At 32.2% G+C, this 22,241-nt stretch carries 19 protein-coding genes; 14 read left to right on the top strand and 5 right to left on the bottom strand.

Annotated elements, in window-relative coordinates:
* Positions 1 to 71: 71 nt before the first annotated feature.
* Together LQ682_RS04010 and LQ682_RS14135 are read left to right on the top strand one after the other, a co-directional pair.
* Positions 72 to 1,271 (top strand): acetate kinase, encoded by a 1,200-nt coding sequence (locus LQ682_RS04010; protein ID WP_017000636.1) that lies wholly within the window; start codon positions 72 to 74, stop codon positions 1,269 to 1,271.
* A 149-nt stretch (positions 1,272 to 1,420) separates the two neighbouring features.
* A complete protein-coding gene (locus tag LQ682_RS14135; protein WP_017000637.1) occupies positions 1,421 to 1,549 on the top strand; it encodes a hypothetical protein in 129 nt (42 codons plus the stop codon).
* Positions 1,550 to 1,708: 159 nt separating this feature from the next.
* Here the strand turns inward: LQ682_RS14135 and LQ682_RS04005 are convergent, their stop codons facing one another.
* Positions 1,709 to 2,215 carry a universal stress protein gene (locus LQ682_RS04005; protein ID WP_017000638.1) on the bottom strand — a complete coding sequence of 169 codons (507 nt, stop codon included), beginning with the start codon at positions 2,213 to 2,215 and terminating at the stop codon, positions 1,709 to 1,711.
* 233 nt (positions 2,216 to 2,448) lie between these two features.
* On the opposite strand from LQ682_RS04005, the gene ald reads away from it, so the two are divergent.
* The gene (ald, locus tag LQ682_RS04000) at positions 2,449 to 3,561 is read left to right on the top strand and encodes an alanine dehydrogenase (protein WP_017000639.1); all 1,113 of its coding nucleotides are present in this window, start codon (positions 2,449 to 2,451) and stop codon (positions 3,559 to 3,561) included.
* Positions 3,562 to 3,909: 348 nt separating this feature from the next.
* Here the strand turns inward: ald and LQ682_RS03995 are convergent, their stop codons facing one another.
* On the bottom strand, positions 3,910 to 4,539 hold the full coding sequence (locus tag LQ682_RS03995; RefSeq protein WP_017000640.1) for a copper homeostasis protein CutC: 630 nt from the start codon (positions 4,537 to 4,539) through the stop codon (positions 3,910 to 3,912).
* The gene (locus LQ682_RS03990) at positions 4,536 to 5,591 is read right to left on the bottom strand and encodes a M24 family metallopeptidase (protein ID WP_103269187.1); all 1,056 of its coding nucleotides are present in this window, start codon (positions 5,589 to 5,591) and stop codon (positions 4,536 to 4,538) included. The genes LQ682_RS03995 and LQ682_RS03990 overlap by 4 nt, the downstream gene beginning before the upstream one ends.
* Positions 5,592 to 5,702: 111 nt before the next feature.
* Between LQ682_RS03990 and LQ682_RS03985 the strand changes: the two genes are divergently transcribed.
* A complete protein-coding gene (locus LQ682_RS03985) occupies positions 5,703 to 6,392 on the top strand; it encodes a metal-dependent hydrolase (protein ID WP_017000642.1) in 690 nt (229 codons plus the stop codon).
* Between the two features lie 142 nt (positions 6,393 to 6,534).
* Positions 6,535 to 7,830, top strand: a complete 1,296-nt coding sequence (locus tag LQ682_RS03980) for a DRTGG domain-containing protein (protein WP_103269188.1) — start codon at positions 6,535 to 6,537, stop codon at positions 7,828 to 7,830.
* A 164-nt stretch (positions 7,831 to 7,994) separates the two neighbouring features.
* Here LQ682_RS03980 and LQ682_RS03975 read toward each other — a convergent pair whose 3' ends face one another.
* Entirely contained in the window at positions 7,995 to 8,354 is a 360-nt protein-coding gene (locus LQ682_RS03975) for a YtpI family protein (protein WP_064204351.1), read from the bottom strand.
* A 74-nt stretch (positions 8,355 to 8,428) separates the two neighbouring features.
* Between LQ682_RS03975 and LQ682_RS03970 the strand changes: the two genes are divergently transcribed.
* The 8 genes from LQ682_RS03970 (at position 8,429) to pyk (ending at position 19,221) form a co-directional block, all read left to right on the top strand.
* The gene (locus LQ682_RS03970) at positions 8,429 to 9,355 is read left to right on the top strand and encodes a DHH family phosphoesterase (RefSeq protein ID WP_103269189.1); all 927 of its coding nucleotides are present in this window, start codon (positions 8,429 to 8,431) and stop codon (positions 9,353 to 9,355) included.
* A 12-nt stretch (positions 9,356 to 9,367) separates the two neighbouring features.
* A complete protein-coding gene (locus tag LQ682_RS03965) occupies positions 9,368 to 12,559 on the top strand; it encodes a DNA polymerase III subunit alpha (protein ID WP_239723909.1) in 3,192 nt (1,063 codons plus the stop codon).
* Positions 12,560 to 12,696: 137 nt separating this feature from the next.
* Complete coding sequence (ystJ, locus tag LQ682_RS03960; RefSeq protein ID WP_070044736.1) at positions 12,697 to 13,926, top strand: NADP-dependent malic enzyme; 1,230 nt, start codon at positions 12,697 to 12,699, stop codon at positions 13,924 to 13,926.
* A gap of 20 nt (positions 13,927 to 13,946) precedes the next feature.
* Complete coding sequence (locus LQ682_RS03955) at positions 13,947 to 14,402, top strand: FadR/GntR family transcriptional regulator (RefSeq protein ID WP_017000648.1); 456 nt, start codon at positions 13,947 to 13,949, stop codon at positions 14,400 to 14,402.
* Between the two features lie 16 nt (positions 14,403 to 14,418).
* A complete protein-coding gene (gene accD, locus LQ682_RS03950) occupies positions 14,419 to 15,288 on the top strand; it encodes an acetyl-CoA carboxylase, carboxyltransferase subunit beta (RefSeq protein ID WP_103269191.1) in 870 nt (289 codons plus the stop codon).
* Entirely contained in the window at positions 15,281 to 16,225 is a 945-nt protein-coding gene (gene accA / locus LQ682_RS03945) for an acetyl-CoA carboxylase carboxyl transferase subunit alpha (protein WP_239723907.1), read from the top strand. The genes accD and accA overlap by 8 nt, the downstream gene beginning before the upstream one ends.
* Before the next feature lie 244 nt (positions 16,226 to 16,469).
* Positions 16,470 to 17,435 (top strand): 6-phosphofructokinase, encoded by a 966-nt coding sequence (pfkA, locus tag LQ682_RS03940; protein ID WP_017000651.1) that lies wholly within the window; start codon positions 16,470 to 16,472, stop codon positions 17,433 to 17,435.
* A gap of 25 nt (positions 17,436 to 17,460) precedes the next feature.
* Positions 17,461 to 19,221: a pyruvate kinase gene (pyk, locus tag LQ682_RS03935; protein WP_103269192.1), complete on the top strand. Its 1,761-nt coding sequence runs from the start codon at positions 17,461 to 17,463 to the stop codon at positions 19,219 to 19,221.
* Between the two features lie 117 nt (positions 19,222 to 19,338).
* On the opposite strand, the gene LQ682_RS03930 is transcribed toward pyk, so the two are convergent.
* Positions 19,339 to 20,691: an amino acid permease gene (locus LQ682_RS03930; RefSeq protein ID WP_103269193.1), complete on the bottom strand. Its 1,353-nt coding sequence runs from the start codon at positions 20,689 to 20,691 to the stop codon at positions 19,339 to 19,341.
* 431 nt (positions 20,692 to 21,122) lie between these two features.
* Here LQ682_RS03930 and LQ682_RS03925 point away from each other — a divergent pair, with 431 nt between their 5' ends.
* Positions 21,123 to 22,241, top strand: coding sequence for a citrate synthase (locus tag LQ682_RS03925; RefSeq protein ID WP_016999314.1), 1,119 nt, complete (start codon positions 21,123 to 21,125; stop codon positions 22,239 to 22,241).

The raw sequence follows: 22,241 nt of genomic DNA, 5'->3' as shown, positions 1-22,241 counted from the left end.
TATTAATACTTGATTAGTATCTGTATTAGTGTTTAAATAGTATAGAAAAGTATTATCAGGAGGAAGTCTAAATGACAAAAATAATAGCAATTAATGCCGGTAGTTCATCATTAAAATTTCAATTATTTGAAATGCCTGAAGAAAAAGTAATAACAAAAGGCTTGATAGAACGTATTGGTTTAAAAAATTCAGTTTTCTCAATTGTAGTAAACGGAGAAAAAATTACTGAAACATTAGATATTGAAAATCATGATATTGCAGTTAACATTATGTTAGATGCACTGAAAAATCATAACATTATCAATGATATTAATGATATTCAAGGAACCGGTCACCGTGTAGTACATGGTGGAGAATTATTCCCTGAATCAGCACTTGTAACAGATGATGTGTTAGAAAAAATTGAATCATTAACAGAACTTGCGCCTTTGCATAACCCAGCAAACATTATGGGTATTAAGGCTTTCAGAAAGCTATTACCAAATATTCCTCACGTTGCAGTATTTGATACTTCATTCCATCAAACTATGCCAGAAGAATCATATTTATATAGTTTACCTTATAACTTCTATAAAGATTTCGGTATTCGTAAATATGGTTTCCATGGTACAAGTCATAAATATGTATCAGAAAGAGCAGCTGAATTATTAGATCGTCCTATAGATCAATTAAGAATTATTTCATGCCATATCGGGAATGGCGCGTCAATCGCAGCTATTGATGGCGGTAAATCTGTAGATACATCTATGGGCTTCACACCATTAGCTGGTGTAACAATGGGAACACGTTCAGGTAACTTAGACCCAGCTTTAATTCCATTTATCATGGAAAAAACGGGCAAAAATGCAGAAGAAGTATTAAATATCTTAAACAAAGAATCAGGATTACTTGGTATTTCAGGTTCTTCAAGTGATTTAAGAGATATACAACAAGATGCAAACGAAGGTAATGAAAGAGCTAAATTGGCATTAGATGTATTCGCTTCTAGAATTCATAAATATATGGGTTCTTATGCAACAAGAATGCATGGTTTAGACGCTATTGTATTCACTGCAGGTGTTGGTGAAAACTCTGATACTGTACGTGCTAAAGTATTAGAAGGTTTAGAATTCATGGGTGTATATTGGGACCCACGCTTAAACACAGGATTACATGGTGAAGAAGCATTTATCAACTACCCACATTCACCAGTTAAAGTAATTGTTATTCCAACTGACGAAGAAGTTGTAATCGCTCGTGATGTTATGAAATTTGGTAACTTAGGTAAATAATTATTAATAATCAAGAGGTTGAAACAAATTAATTGTTTCAACCTCTTTTATTTATATGAAAATTTTAATGTTAGTTATCCAATTCCTTTATGTTTATCTATTTATCGTTAAGGCTATACATAATTAAAGAAGCAATGAGGAGGAATATCATGAGACCAGAGAGAGCACTGTTGCGATTAGTTAGAATTGTAATGAGAAGAGTAGGTAGAGAACAAGCGAAAAAACAAAAGCAAAAAAGTAATGAAGATATACAAGACCAAAATAACGAACAAAAATAATAAAAAATTTGAGGCTGAGACATAAATACATGTCTCAGCCTCATTGCCGGGGTAGGACTACGAAATCTGTTTAATAAAATGAGATTTCTGCCCAACTCCCAAGCTTTTTGGAAGTGTGGAATTATATCCTAAACTCGACTAATATTTAGTTCTTAAAAATTATTTTCCATCGTGATGTTGATCGAATAATTCTTTTGTTGCAACTGTTGGTTCGAAATCTTCAGGCATTGTTTCAGTTCTAACAACTAAAACGTCACATGGAGAATTTCGAACAATTGCTTCTGAAACTGAACCTACAATGAAGCGTTCTACTGCATTTAGTCCTGAAGTACCACACATGATTAAGTCGACTTCAAAATCATCAGCTAACTTTTTAGGAATAATCGTTTTAGGTGAGCCAAATTCCAATTTAGTTGCAACATTTGCTACACCATTTTTTTCAGCATTTTCTTTATATCCAGATAATAAACTTTCAGCGAAGCTTGTAGCTTTATTTACTATTTGAGTATCATAAGCCTCAACACTAGCGTATGAGCGAGAATCAACAATATTAACAATTGTTAATTTAGCATCGTTACGTTTTGCTACAGCTACTGCCTTGTTATAAGCCCATTCTGCCTCAGTTGATCCATCTACTGCTATAAGAATATTTTTATAATTTAACATCTGAACCGCCTCCTAGTTCTTTTATCTTATTATATCATAATTTTCTGAAAAAATAACAAATTAACTTTTTAATAATAGAGATAATGTCACATTTTTAATCATAATATGATAAAGTATAATTATCGTTTGAATATTTAGAAATTTAAGACATTAGCAATAGTATAATTTTTGAATAAAAATAATTGCGCTTTCAAAATTATGGCGTTATGATTGAGTCAAGGAGGGAATTTATTATGATAATTGGAGTACCAAAAGAGATAAAAAATAATGAGAATAGGGTGGCATTAACACCCAGTGGAGTAGCAACTTTAATTGACCAAAAACACTCAGTTAAAGTAGAAACTGGTGCAGGTTTAGGTTCACAATTTACAGACGAAGACTACAAGGCTTTAGGTGCTGAAATTGTTGATCAAAAAGAAGCTTGGAATGTTGAAATGGTTATGAAAGTTAAAGAACCTCTTGAAGAAGAATTTCAATTTTTCAAAAAGGATTTAATACTTTTTACATATCTTCATTTAGCAGCAGAAGAATCGTTAACTAATGCATTATTAGAAAATGAAGTAACAGCAATTGCTTATGAGACTGTTCAATTAAAAGATCGCTCTCTACCATTATTAGCACCTATGAGTGAAGTTGCAGGAAGAATGTCTACACAAATTGGTGCTCAATTCTTACAAAAAACTAATGGTGGAATTGGAATTCTATTATCTGGTGTACCCGGTGTTAAACGTGGAAAAGTCACAATAATTGGCGGCGGACAAGCAGGAACAAATGCTGCTAAAATGGCAGTCGGTCTTGGTGCTGATGTTACAATTATTGATTTAAATCCTACTAGATTACAACAATTAGATGATTTATTTGGTTCTAGTGTACAAACAATGATGTCATCACCATTAAACATCGAAGAATCTGTAGTTGAAAGTGATTTAGTGATAGGTTCTGTTCTTATCCCTGGTGCAAAGGCACCAAAGCTTGTAACTGAAGATATGGTTAAGAAAATGAGACCTGGTTCAGTACTTGTGGATATTGCAATTGATCAAGGTGGTTCATTCGAAACATCTGATAGAATTACAACGCATGACGATCCTACATATGTTAAGCACGGTGTCCTTCATTATTCAGTTGCTAACATGCCTGGCGCAGTGCCTAGAACGTCAACAATAGCTTTAAATAATGCAACAACTCCATACGCATTACAACTTGCAAACAAAGGCTATATAAAAGCATGCCAAGAAAATGAAGCACTAGCAAAAGGTTTAAACACAATTCATGGTAAATTAACTTACGAAGAAGTAGCAAAAACATTTGATAAGGAATTTACACCTTATCAAGACATCTTGAAATAATAGAGAAAGCACAAAATGTTGGTATATTAAACATTTTGTGCTTTTTTTGATAGAAGAAAATTATGAACGAACTTGATTATAAATCATTATTAGATGCCACTGAAAATATCTGTTATTGCAGAAACATAGAAATTGCTACTGTTGTTGTCACGTTTGGTGAGAAAAGACAATAAGGGTACTGTTGTTGCCACGTTTGGTGAGAAAAGACAATAAGGGTACTGTTATTGACAAGTTTAGCAAGAAAAGACAATAAAAAAAGAGGCTGAGACATGTATTTATGTCTCAGCCTAATTCATTATAATAGCAGTAGCTAACTCTCTTAAACACAGCATTTGCATAATACTTTATTCAAACAATCTTAGTTCCATGTACTTCATCAAACGGTATGTCGTTAAGTAACGTTTGTAAATTATCTTTATTAAGTCCGCCACCTGGCATAATTGTGATGTTGCCTTTTGAATGCATTAGCAATTTACCGAGATGGAATACGTTATCAAAGACTGATTGGTCACTTGGGCCGCCATGTGTTAACAAGCGCTCAAAGCCGTGGTCAATTAGCCAATCAAGAGACTTTAATTGAATATATGGATTGATTAAATCAAATGCCATGTGACATACAGCGTGTGTATCTCCGCATGTTTCTTTTAAAGCATCCATTTTCCATTCATCGAGTTGTTCATTTTCATCTAAACAACCAAAAACAAATGCGTCTACATTTAAAGTTTTAAGTTGAATAATATCTTGTCTCATTACTTCATATTCAAAATAATCGTAATTAAAGTCTCCACCTCTAGGCCTGATCATAACAGCAACTTGTACATCATTTTGATGACATAACTCAGTTGCAATTTTAACCATACCATAGCTAGGTGTAGTGCCACCTACAGATAAGTTATCGCATAATTCTATACGATTTGCTCCGTTTTTAATCGCATGGTTAATTTGTTCAATTGTTTCAACGCAAGATTCTTTTATCATTTTTCATAACCTGTTAAAAATTCATGGCCGTCTTTTGTTACGACAATATCGTCTTCAATTCTAACACCAGCTACTCCAGGAACATAAATGCCTGGTTCAACAGTTAAAACCATACCTTCTTTAAATGTATCTGTGTTAACGCTAGAAATATCAGGGAATTCATGAACACTTAATCCTAAACCGTGACCGAGTCTATGTGGGAAGTAATCACCATATCCAGCATTACTTATAATATCTCGTGCTACTTTATCACATTCAGAGATTTTAACGCCTGGTTTAATAATATCAATTGCTTTTTTATTTGCTTCTAATACAATGTTATAAATTTCTTGAGCTTTTTCAGGCGGTGTACCAAATGCTATTGTTCTTGTAATGTCCGAGCAGTAACCTTTGTATATAACACCTAAATCAAATAAAACATATTCATTGTTTTGTAATTTTCTATCTCCCGGGGTACCATGTGGTGCTGCTGCGTGATCTCCGAATAATACCATCGTATCAAAGCTCATTTTTGAAATACCGTGTTGTTTCATAGTTGTTTCAATATGATTAAGTACTTCGATTTCAGTTACACCTTCAGCCAATTTTTCGGCACCAGCTTTAATTGCTAAATCTGCGTATTTAGCCGCTTCATGCAATAATTCAATTTCATTTTGAGTTTTAATGTTTCTTACATCTTTCAACACTTGATCAATATCTTCGAATTTTTCAACATTAAAAGCTTTTTCTACTTCGCGAAAACGTTTAACAGATAAATGTTCGGATTCAATAGCGAAAGTTTTATAAGTTCTTTCTTCAATTAAGTCAAAAGCTGATTCAGTATCTAAATATCCAACGATATCCCCTTTGAACCCAGCATTTTTAGCTTCTTCAACTTCCATTTTTGGACAAAATAGTGTTTCTTCTCCGTCTTTTGTAATTAATAAACTAAATAAACGTTCATGAGGTTCAGATAAATAACCAGTTAAATAAAAAATATTTAAAGGTGTTGTTATCCATGCAGCATCTACATCTTTCTCATTTAAAAACGTTGTAATTTCATTGTGTTTCATAATTCAGCCTCCCAATTATCTTTCGTACATCATTATTCTAGACTTCCTGCTTAATAAATTCAAATTTAGGGTATATAATATAGAGAAAAGATATTGTGAGGAGGGAAATTCATGAAAGTATCATTTCATGGTCAATCAGTTATATATTTCGAAAGTAAAAATCATAAAGTGATTGTAGACCCATTTATATCTGGCAATCCTATGAGTGACTTAAATGTAGATGAAGTAGAAGCAGATTATATCATATTGACACACAGTCATGGCGACCATATTGGGGATACAGTAAATATTGCTAAAAGAACAGGTGCACTAGTTATTGCATTACCTGAAGCAATTGATTATTTATCTAATAAACATGGACTTGAAAACCTACATCCAATGAATATTGGTGGGAACATTGAATTTAATTTTGGTAAAGTAAAATTTGTTCAAGCATTCCACAGTAATAGTTTTACAGAAGAAAATGGCGAAATAATTTATTTAGGAATGCCTGCAGGTATTGTTCTAGAAACTGAAGGTGGCACAATTTATCATACAGGTGATACAGGTTTATTCAGCGATATGAAGTTAATAGCTGATAGACATCCTGTTGATTTATGTTTTGTACCAATCGGCGACAACTTTACAATGGGCATTGATGATGCAAGTTATGCCATCAATGAGTTTATCAAACCTAAAAAAGTCGTTCCAATCCATTACGACACATTTGATTTAATTAAACAAGATCCAAAAGAATTTGAAAAAGCTGTAACAAAAGCAGAAGTTCATATTTTAAAACCAGGTGAACATGTAGAATTATAATTAATATAAGAGGCTGAGACAGAAATAAATGTCCCAGTCTCTTATATTTTGTTAATGATTCTTTCTTATGTAAACATATCTTTTAATCTCTCAAGAATGTATAATATAATTAATTCATTATAATCGATAGAGGGTATAAAACATGACGAAACATGAACAAATAATAAAGTACATTGAATCGTTATCTGTTGGACATAAAATCTCTGTCAGACAGATTGCTAAAGATTTAAATGTTTCAGAAGGTACTGCATACAAGGCGATAAAAGAAGCTGATAATAAAGGGTTAGTAGCATCAATTGATAGAGTAGGTACAGTTAGAATTGAAAGAAAATCAAGAGAACAAATTGAAAACTTAACTTTTAATGAAATTGTGAAAATAGTAGATGGACAAGTTTTAGGTGGTAAACAAGGCTTACATAAAACGTTATCTAAATTTGCAATTGGTGCTATGGAAATCAAAGATGTTGTTAAATACTTAACGATGAATACATTGCTTATAGTCGGTAATAGAGCAGATGTTCAAATGGAAGCGTTGAAAAGAGGTTCAGCCGTATTAATAACGGGTGGATTTGAAGCGGATGATGACATTATCGAATATGCCAATGAGCATGATTTACCTATAATATCTTCTAATTATGATACGTTTTTAGTAGCCAATGCAATCAATCGAGCTATTTATGACCAAATGATTAAAAAAGAAATTCTTATGGTAGAAGATATCATGATACCAATTGAAGAAACTTCTTATTTATTTGATAACCAAAAAGTGAGAGATTGGAACGAAATGTCACAACAAACTTCTCATACTAGATTTCCAGTTGTCGATAATGAACTAAAGGTCATCGGTATTTTAACGAGTAAAGATATTGTTAATGAAGAGCCAGATAAACAGATTAAAGCTTTAATGACTAAAGCACCAATCGTTGCGCATTTAAATACAACGATAGCTACATGTGCTCATTTGATGATTTGGGAAGGTATTGAATTGTTACCAGTTGTCTCAAATACGAAAGAATTAATTGGTATAATCTCAAGAGAAGATGTGTTAAAGACAATGCAACTGATGAGTAGACAGCCTCAGATAGGAGAAACAATTCATGATCAAATTGCTAAACAAATTAGTATGGAGAACGGCAAAATAAAAGTTAATATTTCTCCACAACTTACAAATCAATTTGGTATGATGACGAAATCAATTTATATAGCAGTAATAGAAGAAGCACTTAGATATGAAGTGAGAAAATTGAAGAAATCAGAGTTGATGATTGAACATATAGACATTTATTATTTTAAAACGGTACAAATTGATGAAGAAGTTACTGTTAATATATCAGTTTTAGATATGGGCAGGTTGTCTGCTAAATTTGAAATATCTATGATGAATGGTAATAATACTGTTGCGAAAGCATTGTTGATGTGTCAATTACTAGATAAATAAAAAAGTCTGGAAAACAATAAATGCTCCAGACCAAAGAAAAATATTGGCAATAGATGACTGAACTGAAAATGCACTTATATCAAGCTTTTCAATTCTAATCATTCTTGCCGGGGTGGGGCAACGAAACCTTTTTAGTAAAATGAGGTTTCTGTCCCACTCCGTTTTTAAGATGATTGATTACGTTTTTTTCGTTCGAATTCTTCCCAAGCTTTGTTCTCAATCGGTAAATTACCTTTAAAGTATTTACTTGCTTTATGTCCATAGGTAATATTAACAATACCAAAGAACACCAATACTAAGACAATTATGTAAGTAACTAAAGTTGGAAACAAAAGTACTTGGTCTGCTGAGAATGCTATTAAGAAGATACCAAAGAAAAATCTCGCACGTTCTTTATGATATGCTTTTCTAACATCTCTTTTTGTTCTGAATGAACGGGCAAAGTTTAAAATAGTAAAAATTAAAGCGAGAATCATTACGGTTACGGATAACGCAACCAATACGGACATAATTTCAGGTGACATAGTTTAATCCTCCTACCAAGAAGCATTATATCAATTTATAAAATATAAGTAAATATATAGAAAGAGGGACCAATATGAATGACATTTTAAATAAAATTAAAGAATACGAAACAATAATTATACATAGACATGTAAGACCAGACCCTGATGCTTACGGCTCGCAACTAGGACTGAAATATATTTTAGAAGAAGCTTTTCCCGAAAAAAATATTTATGCAGTTGGACAATCAGAACCTTCATTAGAGTTTATTGGTGAATTAGACAATATTGAGGATGAAGTATACCAAAATGCTTTAGTAATAATTTGTGATACGGCAAATGAACCAAGAATCGATGATAATCGATTTAAAATAGGTAAAGAGCTCATTAAAATAGATCATCATCCACCAGTTGATTCATATGGCGATATTAATTATGTTAACACTGAAGCCTCTTCAACAAGTGAAATTATTTATGATTTAAATCAAGAGTGGAATTTAAACCAATCTGAAATTAATACAAAAGCAAGTCGTGTATTATATTTAGGTATAGTAGGAGATACTGGTCGTTTCTTGTTTGATAATACGACACCTCATACTATGGAAGTAGCCGCTTCACTTATGACTAAAGAATTTAACCGCAATGAAATGCTTAATCAACTTAGTGAACGTGAACCAAAGCTATTACATTTTCAAGGGTACATCCTTCAAAACTTCAACTATGATGGAAACGGATTTTGTTATATAAAAATAACGAAAGATATATTAGAAAAATTTGATATTTTACCAAATGAAGCATCATTATTTGTCAATGCAGTTGCAGATATTAAAGGTGTGAAAGCTTGGGTGTTTGCAGTCGATGAAGGAAAAGAAATTAGATGTCGCATTAGATCTAAAGGTATAAAAATAAATCATATTGCGGCAAAATACAATGGTGGAGGACACCCTAATGCATCAGGTGCTTCTGTATACAGTTGGGAAGAGTTCGATGAATTAGCTAGAGATATTAAATCTGAAATATAGGAGGTAAAGCGCATGGTAAGTCATTTAAATATTCATTCGTCATTTGATTTGTTGAATTCTAGTTTGAGAATTCCAGATGTTATTAAAAAGGCTAAAAATGAAAATTATCAAGCGCTTGCTATAACAGATTTAAATGTCATGTATGGAGCTTTGCAATTTTATGATGAATGTTTAAAACAAGGTATTAAACCTATATTTGGTTTGACCATTTATTTAGATGATCAATTAAATGAATTAGAATGTGTGTTGTTAGCCAAAAATCAATCTGGTTATCAAAATTTAGTTAAATTATCTTCAGCGATATCTCTTAAAGAAAGACATTCAACGCCAATCGAGTGGTTAAATACTTATTCAGAAGGTTTAATCATAATAGGTAAAAACTTAAATATTGATAATGAACATTTATTCCATTCAATAAAAATATCTGACCAAGACAAGTACATATCCCATGATTCATCAGTTGAAGAAAATTATAAAAAAGTGTATATGCAATCAGCTTTATATTTAAATGATGAAGATAGCGATAGTTTAATTGCATTAAATGCTATTAAAAATAATGAAAAATTAACAATATCTGATTTTAATACGCATTTAAACCAACATTTTTTAACTATGGAAGAATTAAGCCAAATTGACGTCTCATCTAAATTTATCAAAACAACTGATGAAATAGCTGAAAAATGTAATGTACAAATTCAATACCATCAAGATTTATTGCCGAAGTATGTTACCCCAAATGGCAAAGATAGTGATACTTATCTGTGGGAATTATTGATGAACAATAAATCAAACGTTCCACAATTTAATGACACTTATGCTGAAAGGTTGAAATATGAGTATGACATTATAGTATCCATGGGATATTCAGATTACTTCCTTATAGTGAGTGACTTAATTAATTATGCGAAATCAAATGATGTGTTAGTTGGTCCAGGGCGTGGCTCTTCAGGTGGTTCGCTCGTAAGTTATATACTAAATATTACGACATTGGATCCTATTGAATATGACCTATTATTTGAGCGTTTTCTAAATCCAGAACGTGTAACTATGCCGGATATTGATATTGATTTCCAAGATACGAAGCGGGATAAAGTTATTCAATATGTCCAAGAGAAGTACGGTGATAATAGAGTAGCAGGTATAGTGACTTACGGTCATTTGCTAGCACGAGCAGTTGCCAGAGATGTAGGTAGAATATTACAATTTGATGAACCAACTTTAAATTATATATCTAAGTTAATACCACACAAGTTAGGTATAACTTTAGACGAGGCATATGAAAGTGATGAATTTAAACAATTCGTCAGTAAAAACCATTTAAACGAAAAATGGTTCCAATTATGTAAACAATTAGAAGGTTTACCAAGACATACTTCGACACACGCAGCAGGTATCATTATAAACGATCAACCTTTACATGAATTTGTACCGACAATGATGGGAGATACAGGTGTATTAACACAATGGACGATGACAGAAACTGAAAAATTAGGTCTGTTAAAAATCGACTTTTTAGGATTAAGGAATTTATCAATCATTCAGCAAGTTGTGAATCAAGTTAAGTATCAAGAAAAAACTGAAATTGATATCGAAAATATACCTTATGATGATCAAAAAGTATTTGAACTATTATCACGTGGAGAAACTACTGGAATATTCCAACTAGAATCTCAAGGTGTAAGAAGTGTGTTGAAAAGGTTAAAACCTGACCATTTCTTAGATATAGTAGCAGTGACTTCTTTATATAGACCAGGACCTATCGAAGAAATACCTACTTATATAAAAAGAAGAAGAAAAGTTGAACCAATTGAATACTTGCATCCTGATTTAGAAGAAATCTTAAAGTCTACATATGGTGTTATTATTTATCAAGAACAAATTATGCAAATAGCTAGTAAATTTGCTGGTTTCTCCTATGGTGAAGCTGATATTTTAAGAAGGGCTATGAGTAAGAAAAATAGATCTGTTCTTGAAAATGAAAGAAAACATTTTATAAATGGAAGTTTAAGTCGTGGTTATGAAGAACAGACAGCTATTAAAATTTTTGATTTAATTTTAAAATTCGCTGATTATGGTTACCCTAAAGCTCATGCTGTCGCATATAGTAAAATAGCTTACATTATGACTTATTTAAAAGTGCATTATCCTACTTACTTTTATGCATCTATTTTATCTAATGTAGTTGGTAATGAAAATAAAACTGAACAAATGGTTACAGAATTAAAAAGGATAGGTGTAAAAATTTATCCGCCATCTATTAATCATAGTGAATGGTTCTACAAAGCAACCAAAACTGGTATATACACATCTTTAGGTGCAATTAAAACTGTCGGTTATCAAAGCGTAAAGAGTTTAGTAGAAGAAAGAAAGTATAGAGGACCTTATAAAGATATGTACGACTTAGTGCATAGGCTACCAAATAAAGTTAAGAATAAAAAACTAATTCAAGCACTTATTTATGCTGGGGCGTTAGATGATTTTAAGCAAACTAGAGCAACAATGCTACAGTCTTTAGATGATGTTTTCGAAAGTAGCGCATCTGTTGGAGATGCGAATAATTTACTTTCAGAGTTAGGTTTAAATGTTAAAAAAGAATTTAAAGAAGTAGAAGAAATGCCTAGTTTAATGAAAAGTGAATATGAAAAAGAATATTTAGGATTTTATGCTACAGAACATCCTATCTTAACATTATTTAAGCAGCATCAATATTTAACGATTTATCCAATTAGAGTACAAAACGATAAAGTGCCAATGCTTGTTATGATTGCTTCTTTAAGAAAAATAAGAACTAAAAAAGGACAAAACATGGCATTCGTTAATTTAATTGACGGTATTAATGAAGTTGAAGGCGTTATTTTTCCGGATACGTATAAAAAAATTGAAACAATGAATATAGAAAATAAACCTTTAATTATTCAAGGCAAATTCGAAAACAGAAACGGTAAAATGCAAATAATTATCAACCAAATAGATTTATTAGAAGATTATAAAGAGTACAAAATCAAAACAACTTCTGAATTAGTTGTTCGAAATGTGTTTGAACTTAATGATTGGGTTACGCAAAATCATAAAAGTGGCATTAAAGTAACTTATTTTAATGACGAAGATTATACATCTCATAATATGGGTTATTTAAATTCTGATAAAGGAAATATTAAAGATTTTATCGATATGATAGGTTACGAAAATATACGATTGATATAGGCTTTATTAATCAATTAAATTATGATATAGTATTCTCCATGGTGGTCTGACCACTATGGAGAATTTTTTAATTAAAAATAGGAAATTTCATGTATAATATATTGGGAGATACATATAATAACGAAGGGATGATTATATTGTCATTAAGAGACGATGCTTTATACATGCACAAAGAAAAACAAGGGAAATTAGGCGTTTACGCAAAAGTTAAAGTCACAAATAAAGAAGAATTAAGTTTAGCTTATTCTCCAGGGGTAGCTGAACCATGTAAGGACATTCATGAAGATGTCCGCAAGGTTTATGATTACACAATGAAATCTAATGCAGTAGCTGTTATAACTGATGGTACAGCTGTTCTTGGATTAGGGGATATTGGTCCAGAAGCAAGTATACCGGTAATGGAAGGTAAAGCTGTATTATTTAAAAGTTTTGCTGGAGTAGATGGTATTCCAATTGCATTAAATACAGTTGATGTAGATGAAATCGTAAATACAGTGAAGTTACTAGAGCCAAATTATGGTGGCGTAAACCTAGAAGATATTTCAGCTCCAAGATGTTTTGAAATTGAAGAAAGACTAAAAAAAGAAACGAAAATACCAGTTTTTCATGATGATCAACACGGAACTGCAATTGTTACAGTTGCAGGCTTATTAAACGCGCTTAAATTGACGGATAGAGATTTAGCTGATATCAAAGTTGTATTAAACGGAGCAGGTGCAGCAGGTATCGCAATTATCAAACTTCTATACAGTTATGGTGTTAGAAATATGATTATGTGTGATTCTAGAGGTGCAATCTTTGAAGGTCGTGAATATGGCATGAACCCTACTAAAGAATTTGTAGCTAAATGGACTAACAAAGATAAAATTGAAGGTAAATTAGAAGATGTCATTAATGATGCTGATGTCTTTATTGGTGTGTCTGTTGAAGGTGCTCTAACTAAAGATATGGTTGACACTATGGCTGAAGATTCAATTATCTTCGCAATGGCAAATCCAGTTCCAGAAATCATGCCAGATATAGCTAAAGAAGCAGGAGCAAAAGTAATCGGTACAGGTCGTTCTGACTTTCCAAACCAAATTAATAATGTCCTAGCATTCCCTGGTATATTTAGAGGTGCATTAGATATTCGTGCGACTCATATTAATGAAGAAATGAAACAAGCAGCTGTTGAAGCAATCGCTAACTTAGTTTCAGATAAAGAATTAAACGCTGACTATGTCATCCCAGGCCCATTTGATCCTAGAGTAGCACCTTACGTAGCAAAGGCGGTAGCTAAAGCAGGAATGGAATCAGGCGTTGCACGTATTGAAGTAGATATAGATGAAATTGAACGTAAGACATATGAACTAGCAGATTTATCATAATTTCGGAAGGAGACACCACATTGGATAAAGATAAACAAAAAGGTTTAATCAAAATTGTTGAACAAATTCAAACAATTATTGTTGAAAAAAATATTCAAGTGGGAGAAAAACTACCTTCTGAAAGATTTCTCAGCGATACGCTTAATGTTGGACGTTCAAGTATAAGAGAAGCACTTAGAGCTTTAGAGTTACTAGGTGTGATACATACGAGAAGAGGTGAAGGTACATTCTTAAGTGATATGTACCAACACCAACTTTTTGATTTAATTGGTAGATTTTTGATACACAATGATTCTCAATTAGATGAAATAAACGAACTTAAGTGGATGATTGAGAACTTCTGTGAAGAGCATACTAACATTGAAGCACAATCAAAAGAAGAACTTGTTTCTTCAAATAATAACCAAATTATGTATATGATTTGGAAGTTACTCTCTCAATATAGCGATAGATTTGAAAGAGATAATAGTAATTAAGTCAGGGGGTAGTGACATGTTTAAAGACTTGTTCAATCGTAACCAGAAAAAGAAAAAATATGTGACAGTTCAAAACAGCAAAGATAACGACGTTCCTGAAGGTATTATGACGAAATGCCCTAAATGTAAAAAAATTATGTATACTAAAGAACTTGTACAAAACTTGAATGTTTGTTTCAATTGTGATCATCATATACCTTTAACTGCTCATGATAGAATTCAAGCTATAAGCGATGAAGGTGCATTCCAGGAATTTGATGCAGGGATGATAGCAGCGAATCCATTAGAATTTCCAGGTTATGAAGAAAAACTACAAAAAGACAGACAGAAAACAGGTTTGAATGATGCAGTAGTAACTGGTATTTCAAAAATAAATGGCGTTCCATATGGTGTTTGTGTTATGGATTCTAGATTTAGAATGGGTAGTATGGGCGCAGTTGTAGGCGAAAAAATTTGTAGAATAGTAGATTACTGCACTGATAACAATTTGCCTTTTGTTTTATTTACAGCAAGTGGTGGAGCAAGAATGCAAGAAGGTATTATCTCACTCATGCAAATGGCCAAGACTAGTGTTTCTATTAAGCGTCATAGTGATAAAGGTTTATTATTTATTTCATATATGACCCACCCAACAACAGGTGGTGTTTCTGCAAGTTTTGCTTCAGTTGGTGATTTGAATTTTGCTGAGCCTAGAGCTTTAATTGGCTTTGCGGGTCGTAGAATTATAGAACAAACAATTAGTGAAAAATTACCGGATGATTTTCAAACTGCTGAATTCTTGTTAGAACACGGTCAATTAGATAAAGTAGTGCATAGAAAAGATATGTACCGTACACTTAGTACAGTACTAAGTATGCATTATAATGAGGTGAAAGATAATGCTTGAATTTGAAAAGCCACTAAAGGAAATAAAAGAAAAAATTGAATCAATAAAAGCTTATCAAGAAAAGCATAATGTTAATCTAGCAGATGAAATTGAAATGCTAGAAGCAACATTAATAAAAGAAACAGAGAAAATATATGAAAACTTACAACCATGGGATAGAGTACAACTCGCAAGGCTACAGGAAAGGCCAACTACTTTAGATTATATTCCGTATATTTTTGATGAATTTATTGAATTACATGGTGACCGCACATTCAGAGATGATCCGGCTTTAATTGGTGGATTAGCTTATTTTAACTGTGTCCCTGTAACTGTTATCGGTCATCAACGTGGTAAAGATACGAAAGACAATATATATAGAAACTTTGGTATGGCTCACCCTGAAGGATATAGGAAAGCATTGAGATTAATGAAACAAGCGGAGAAATTCAATAGACCGATTGTTACGTTTATCGATACTAAAGGTGCATATCCAGGAAAAGCTGCCGAAGAAAGAGGTCAAAGTGAATCTATTGCTAAAAATTTAGTAGAAATGGCTTCTTTAAGTGTGCCTGTTATTTCAATTGTAATAGGTGAAGGAGGCAGTGGTGGCGCGCTTGGATTAGGTGTTACAAACCGCTTACTGATGTTAGAAAATAGTACATATTCTGTTATATCACCAGAAGGGGCAGCTGCTTTACTATGGAAAGATTCTAATTTAGCTCAAATGGCTGCTGAGACAATGAAAATTACTGCACCTGATTTAAATGAATTGGATGTTGTAGATGAAGTTATTAAAGAACCATTTGGTGGTGCACATAAAGATGTCGAAAACCAAGCTAAACTAATTAAAAATTCTTTGGAACTTCATTTATCAGAGCTGAGAAAATTATCACCTGATAATTTAGTAGAAGATAGATTTAATAAGTACCGAAATATTGGAAGTTATATTGATTAATATTTTATAAACAAAAAGAAAAGTCTTACATAAGTAAAAGACTTTTCTTTTTGTTTATAATGAGTATATATGCATAATATTCATTATTATAAAACGTTTTCAATAAATTGATTGTTGCGAAAGTGTGAAGCTTTATCAAAGAAGACGTTTACATATCTAAATAACGTTAGTTTTAATGGAATCAAGTTCACATTTGTGTTATTTTTAAATTAACAATCATATATTAAGAGAGGTCTGTATATTTATGAAAAAAATTGCAGTATTAACGAGTGGTGGAGATTCACCAGGGATGAATGCAGCTATTCGTGCTGTCGTTCGTAAAGCAATATACCATGATATTGAAGTTTATGGTGTCTATCAAGGTTATCTAGGTTTAATTAATGATAACATTGAAAAACTAGAATTAGGATCAGTTGGAGATATGATTCAACGAGGTGGAACTTTCTTATATTCTGCTAGATGTCCAGAATTTAAAGAAAAAGAAGTCCGCGCTAAAGCAATTGAAAACCTTGAAAAAAGAGGTATTGAAGGGTTAGTAGTTATCGGCGGAGATGGTAGCTACAGAGGTGCACAAAGATTAAGTGAAGAAGCTAAAAGTCTTAAAACAATCGGCGTACCAGGAACAATCGATAATGACATAAATGGTACAGATTTTACAATTGGTTTTGATACTGCACTTAATACGATTATTGATTCAGTCGATAAAATTCGTGATACAGCATCAAGCCATGAACGTACTTTTATTATAGAAGTAATGGGAAGAGATGCAGGAGACTTAGCTTTATGGTCTGGACTTGCTGCTGGAGCTGAAACAATATTAATACCTGAAGTTAAATCTGACATTGAAGAAATTGCTGAAAAGATTCAACAAGGTATGGAACGTGGTAAAAAACATTCAATCATTGTTTGTGCTGAAGGCGTTATGACAGGTAATCAATGTGGCGAAGAGCTTAAGAAATTTATAAATATAGATACACGTGTTTCTTGTTTAGGACACATCCAACGTGGTGGTACACCAACAGGTATGGATAGAGTTTTAGCTTCTAGATTGGGCGGATATGCAGTAGAATTACTTATTGAAGGCGAAAGTGCAAAAGCAGTTGGTATCCAAAAAAATATACTAACTCGTACAAACTTTGATGAAATATTCCAATCAGAGCATAGCATTGATAATAAAATGTATGAATTAGCAAATCAGCTATCTATATAAAACAAAAATACGGAGGTCATTTAAAATGAGAAAGACAAAAATTGTATGTACAATAGGTCCAGCTTCAGAGTCTGAAGAAATGTTAGAAAAATTAATGCTTGCAGGTATGAACGTTGCAAGATTAAACTTTTCACATGGTGATTATGACGAACATAAAAATCGTATCGATACGATTCGTAAAGTAAGTAAGAAATTAAACAAAAACATTGGTATTTTATTAGACACTAAAGGTCCAGAAATTAGAACGCATACTATGCAAAATGGTTCTATTGAATTGACTAAAGGTGATGATATTACTGTTAAAACTACAGAAGTAGAAGGGACAACAGAAGCTTTCTCAGTAACTTATGAGAATTTAGCTGAAGATCTTGAAGTTGGTTCTAAAATACTTTTAGATGACGGATTAATTGAATTAACAGTTAAATCTATTGATGCATCTAAAGGAGAAGTTCATTGTTCAGTTGATAACTCTGGAGAACTTAAAAATAAAAAAGGTGTAAACCTACCAGGCGTTAAAGTAAGCTTACCTGGTATTACAGATAAAGATGCTAGTGATATTCGTTTTGGTATTGAACAAGGTATTGATTTCATAGCGGCGAGTTTCGTAAGAAGACCTTCGGATGTATTAGATATTCGCGCTATTTTAGAAGAAAGTAATACTGATTTCATTAAAATAATTCCAAAAATAGAAAACGAAGAAGGTATTGAAAACATCGATGAAATCCTTCAAGTTTCTGATGGTTTAATGGTTGCTCGTGGAGATATGGGTGTTGAAATTTTACCTGAAGAAGTTCCAATGGTACAAAAACAATTAATTCAAAAATGTAATAAACTAGGTAAACCTGTTATTACAGCAACACAAATGTTGGATTCTATGCAAAGAAACCCACGTTGTACGAGAGCTGAAGCAAGTGACGTAGCTAACGCTATTTACGATGGATCAGACGCTGTTATGTTATCAGGTGAAACAGCTGCTGGGTTATATCCAGAAGAAGCTGTTCGCACAATGCAAAATATTGCAGTAGCGGCTGAAAAAGCACAAGACTATAAAAAATTATTATCAGATCGTTCTAAGATGATTGATACAAACTTAGTTAATGCAATTGGTGTATCAGTAGCTCACACTGCATTAAACTTAAATGTTGAATCAATTGTAGCAGCAACTGAAAGTGGTGCTACTGCACAAACTATATCTAAATATAGACCACATTCTCATATTATTGCAGTAACACCTAATGAAACAACTGCACGTCATATGTCATTAGTTTGGGGCGTTTTACCAGTAGTTAGAAAAGGTAAACAAACTACAGACGAATTATTAAACAATGCTGTTTCAACAGCAGTAAATACTGGTTTAGTGGATAATGGTGACTTAATCATCATTACTGCTGGTGTACCAACAGGTGAAACAGGTACAACTAACTTAATGAAAATTCACTTAGTAGGTGATGATTTAGCTAAAGGACAAGGTATTGGCCATTCATCTGCTGTCGGTAAAGCTGTAGTAGTTGATAAAGCTGAAGATTTAGAAGGTAAAGATTTAAGCGAAGCTATAGTTATTACACAATCTAGTGATGCTGATATGGTTCCTTACCTTGAAAATGCTAAAGGTTTAGTTACTGAAGAAGGTGGATTAACTTCACACGCTGCAGTAGTTGGATTAAACTTAGGTATTGCGACTATAGTTGGCGTAGAAGATGCTCGTCAAAAAATTGTTGACGGCACATTAATCACTTTAGATCCAAAACAACATAAGATTTATGAAGGATACGCTAACGTACTTTAATCAATATAATGAAAGAGTCTGAGACAATTTTTTGTCTTGGACTTTTTTTATTTATATATAAATAAAAACCATCAAAATTCTTTAATAAATAAGAATTTTGATAGTTTTTAAGTGAATCTATTTAAATTTTCTTTTTTGTATAAAATACATGATGGTCAATATAACAAACCAAATTGGTGTAATTAAAATAGCGATTAAAGTTACTTTGTTAGTCATAAGCAATATAAATACAAAAATAAAGAATATTAATGTAATCCATGCCATCGGAACACCACCAGGTAATTTAAAGTTTGACGTTTTGTTAAGTTCTGGTGCTAATTTTCTATATCTAATATATGCTATTGTTATCAATGACCAAACAACTAAGAATAGTACAGTAGATACTGATGTAACATATTTAAAAACTTCGCCTGCGTCTTTAATAATATAGTTTAAAAGTACAGATATCATTAATAATAAGCAGCTAAATAAAGTTGCTTTATATGGTACGCCTCTGCTATTTGTTTCACCGAAACCTTTATTTGCTTGATTGTTTTGGGATAAACCATAAAGCATTCTACTATTAGAGAAAATACCGCTGTTACAAGATGAAGCTGCTGCTGTTAAGACAACAAAATTAATAATACTAGCAGCAATAGGTATGCCTATTAGACCAAATAATTTTACGAATGGGCTTTCAGCAGGATCAATTTGATTCCATGGTGTTATAGACATGATAATGATTAGTGACCCTACGTAAAATAACATAATTCTAATAGGCACACTGTTTATAGCTCTTGGAATAGTTTTGTGTGGATCTTTAGTCTCTCCTGCAGTTACACCTATCAATTCAATACCTACGAATGAAAATGCCGCCATTTGGAATGATAAGAAAAATCCATTCATCCCATTAGGGAACAATCCACCATGACTCCAAATATGAGTAAGTGAAGCTGTACCATATGGCGTTTTATAAGCCATGACTAGCATGATGATTCCTACAACAATTAAGGCAATAATTGTTGTAATTTTAATGATTGAGAACCAAAATTCTAATTCTCCAAATAATTTTGCGGTCATTAAATTCATTGTCATTAGTACGAGTATTGTGAATAGTGCTGTAATCCAAGTTGGTATTTCAGGAAACCAAAAGCTTATGTATTTTGCTACGGCTGTTACTTCTGCCATGCCGGTAACTATCCAACAGAACCAATAAGTCCAACCTGTAATGTATCCAGCAAATGGACCAATATATGTATGTGTAACGTCTGCAAATGAATGAAAGTCTGTATTAGATAATAATATTTCCCCTAAAGCTCTCATAAACATAAACAGTATGAAACCTATTATGATATAGGTAAATAAAATTGAAGGGCCAGCTGAATGTATTGTTTCACCTGCACCCAAAAATAGACCAGTTCCTATTGCTCCACCTATAGCAATTAGTTGAACGTGTCTATTACTTAATTCCCTTTGTAAATTATTTGACATAAAAATTAATTCCTTCTTTCCTTAATACGTCTTAATATATATTTTATTATGCACTTACACTATTAAAATAGCAATTAAAATATACATAAATTGTATGCAGTTAAGTCTATTAAAAATGATTTATTATTTTTATCATAAACAATAAATAAAATGAATGATTAAAGAGGAGTAACGTATATATCTGATAACTTTTATAAGAATTAAAAGTGTTCAAAACCTTTATAACACTTGGTTCAAAGCTTATCGTCTAAAAGTTATATGAAAATTGTATTTTCAATAATTTTACACTTACCCTAATTTATTTAACGATATTAATTAACTTTTTAAAAGTTTAAAAGGTGTTCGCATTCACAAAATGGCTTAAATTATATATAATGTATATGAAAACCATTACATACATGGGCAATTATTTAGTAAGGGGGATAAACAATATGGCACAAGTAGCAAAAGGACTAGAAGGTATTATTGCTTCTGAAACAAAAATTAGTTCTATTATAGATAATCAACTAACTTATGCTGGTTATGATATAGATGACTTAACAGAAAATGCATTATTTGAAGAGGTAATGTTTTTACTGTGGAATCTAAGATTACCAAATAAAGAAGAACTAGAAGACTTAAAAGAAAAATTATTGCATTATATGACTTTAAACCCGAGAATGTACTCACATTTTGAAGATTATGCAACGGATAAAGTACATCCGATGACAGGTTTACGTACGTCATTATCATACTTAGCTCATTTTGATCCACAAGCTGAAGTGTTTGATGATGAAACAAATTATGAACGTGCGATAAGAATTCAAGCAAAAGTAGCTTCATTAGTAACTTCTTTCTCAAGAGTTAGAAATGGTAAAGAAGTTGTTAAACCTAAAAAGGAATTAAGCTATGCAGGTAACTTCTTGTACATGTTAAGAGGGGAAGTTCCTAGCGACGTAGAAATTGAAGGATTTAATAAAGCATTAATTTTACATGCAGATCATGAATTTAATGCATCAACATTTACAGCTAGGGTAGCAGTTTCAACATTATCAGATATGTATTCAGGTGTAACAGCAGCAGCTGGAGCTTTAAAAGGTCCATTGCATGGTGGCGCTAATGAGCAAGTTATGAAAATGTTGACTGAAATTGGAACTGTTGATAAGACAGATAGTTATATTAAAGAAAAAATCGAAAATAAAGAAAAAATTATGGGATTCGGTCACAGAGTATATAAAAATGGTGACCCAAGAGCTAAGTACTTAAAAGAAATGAGTCGTCGTATCACTGATGAAACTGGTCAAAAAGAGTTATTCGAAATTTCATTACGTATTGCAGAAATAATGAAAGAAGAAAAAGGTTTATTACCTAATGTTGATTTCTTTAGTGCAACTGTTTACCATAGCATGGGTATAGACCATGATTTATTCACACCGATATTTGCAGTAAGCCGTATGGCAGGTTGGACCGCTCATATTCTAGAACAATATAGAGAAAATAGAATTATGAGACCAAGAGCTGAATATACAGGTGAACGTAATCGTAAGTATGAACCAATTGAAAATAGATAG

Origin of the sequence: Mammaliicoccus sp. A-M4 (assembly GCF_022386955.1) — a bacterium.
Taxonomy (GTDB): domain Bacteria; phylum Bacillota; class Bacilli; order Staphylococcales; family Staphylococcaceae; genus Mammaliicoccus; species Mammaliicoccus lentus.
The sequence above is the reverse complement of the archived record's forward strand: the minus strand, read 5'-3'. Positions and strand labels throughout refer to the sequence as shown.

Coding starts and splice junctions, on each gene's coding strand:
- LQ682_RS04010 (WP_017000636.1), top strand. CDS start 72: ATGACAAAAATAATAGCAATTAATGCCGGTAGTTCATCATTAAAATTT.
- LQ682_RS14135 (WP_017000637.1), top strand. CDS start 1,421: ATGAGACCAGAGAGAGCACTGTTGCGATTAGTTAGAATTGTAATGAGA.
- LQ682_RS04005 (WP_017000638.1), bottom strand. CDS start 2,215: ATGTTAAATTATAAAAATATTCTTATAGCAGTAGATGGATCAACTGAG.
- ald (WP_017000639.1), top strand. CDS start 2,449: ATGATAATTGGAGTACCAAAAGAGATAAAAAATAATGAGAATAGGGTG.
- LQ682_RS03995 (WP_017000640.1), bottom strand. CDS start 4,539: ATGATAAAAGAATCTTGCGTTGAAACAATTGAACAAATTAACCATGCG.
- LQ682_RS03990 (WP_103269187.1), bottom strand. CDS start 5,591: ATGAAACACAATGAAATTACAACGTTTTTAAATGAGAAAGATGTAGAT.
- LQ682_RS03985 (WP_017000642.1), top strand. CDS start 5,703: ATGAAAGTATCATTTCATGGTCAATCAGTTATATATTTCGAAAGTAAA.
- LQ682_RS03980 (WP_103269188.1), top strand. CDS start 6,535: ATGACGAAACATGAACAAATAATAAAGTACATTGAATCGTTATCTGTT.
- LQ682_RS03975 (WP_064204351.1), bottom strand. CDS start 8,354: ATGTCACCTGAAATTATGTCCGTATTGGTTGCGTTATCCGTAACCGTA.
- LQ682_RS03970 (WP_103269189.1), top strand. CDS start 8,429: ATGAATGACATTTTAAATAAAATTAAAGAATACGAAACAATAATTATA.
- LQ682_RS03965 (WP_239723909.1), top strand. CDS start 9,368: ATGGTAAGTCATTTAAATATTCATTCGTCATTTGATTTGTTGAATTCT.
- accD (WP_103269191.1), top strand. CDS start 14,419: ATGTTTAAAGACTTGTTCAATCGTAACCAGAAAAAGAAAAAATATGTG.
- accA (WP_239723907.1), top strand. CDS start 15,281: ATGCTTGAATTTGAAAAGCCACTAAAGGAAATAAAAGAAAAAATTGAA.
- pfkA (WP_017000651.1), top strand. CDS start 16,470: ATGAAAAAAATTGCAGTATTAACGAGTGGTGGAGATTCACCAGGGATG.
- pyk (WP_103269192.1), top strand. CDS start 17,461: ATGAGAAAGACAAAAATTGTATGTACAATAGGTCCAGCTTCAGAGTCT.
- LQ682_RS03930 (WP_103269193.1), bottom strand. CDS start 20,691: ATGTCAAATAATTTACAAAGGGAATTAAGTAATAGACACGTTCAACTA.
- LQ682_RS03925 (WP_016999314.1), top strand. CDS start 21,123: ATGGCACAAGTAGCAAAAGGACTAGAAGGTATTATTGCTTCTGAAACA.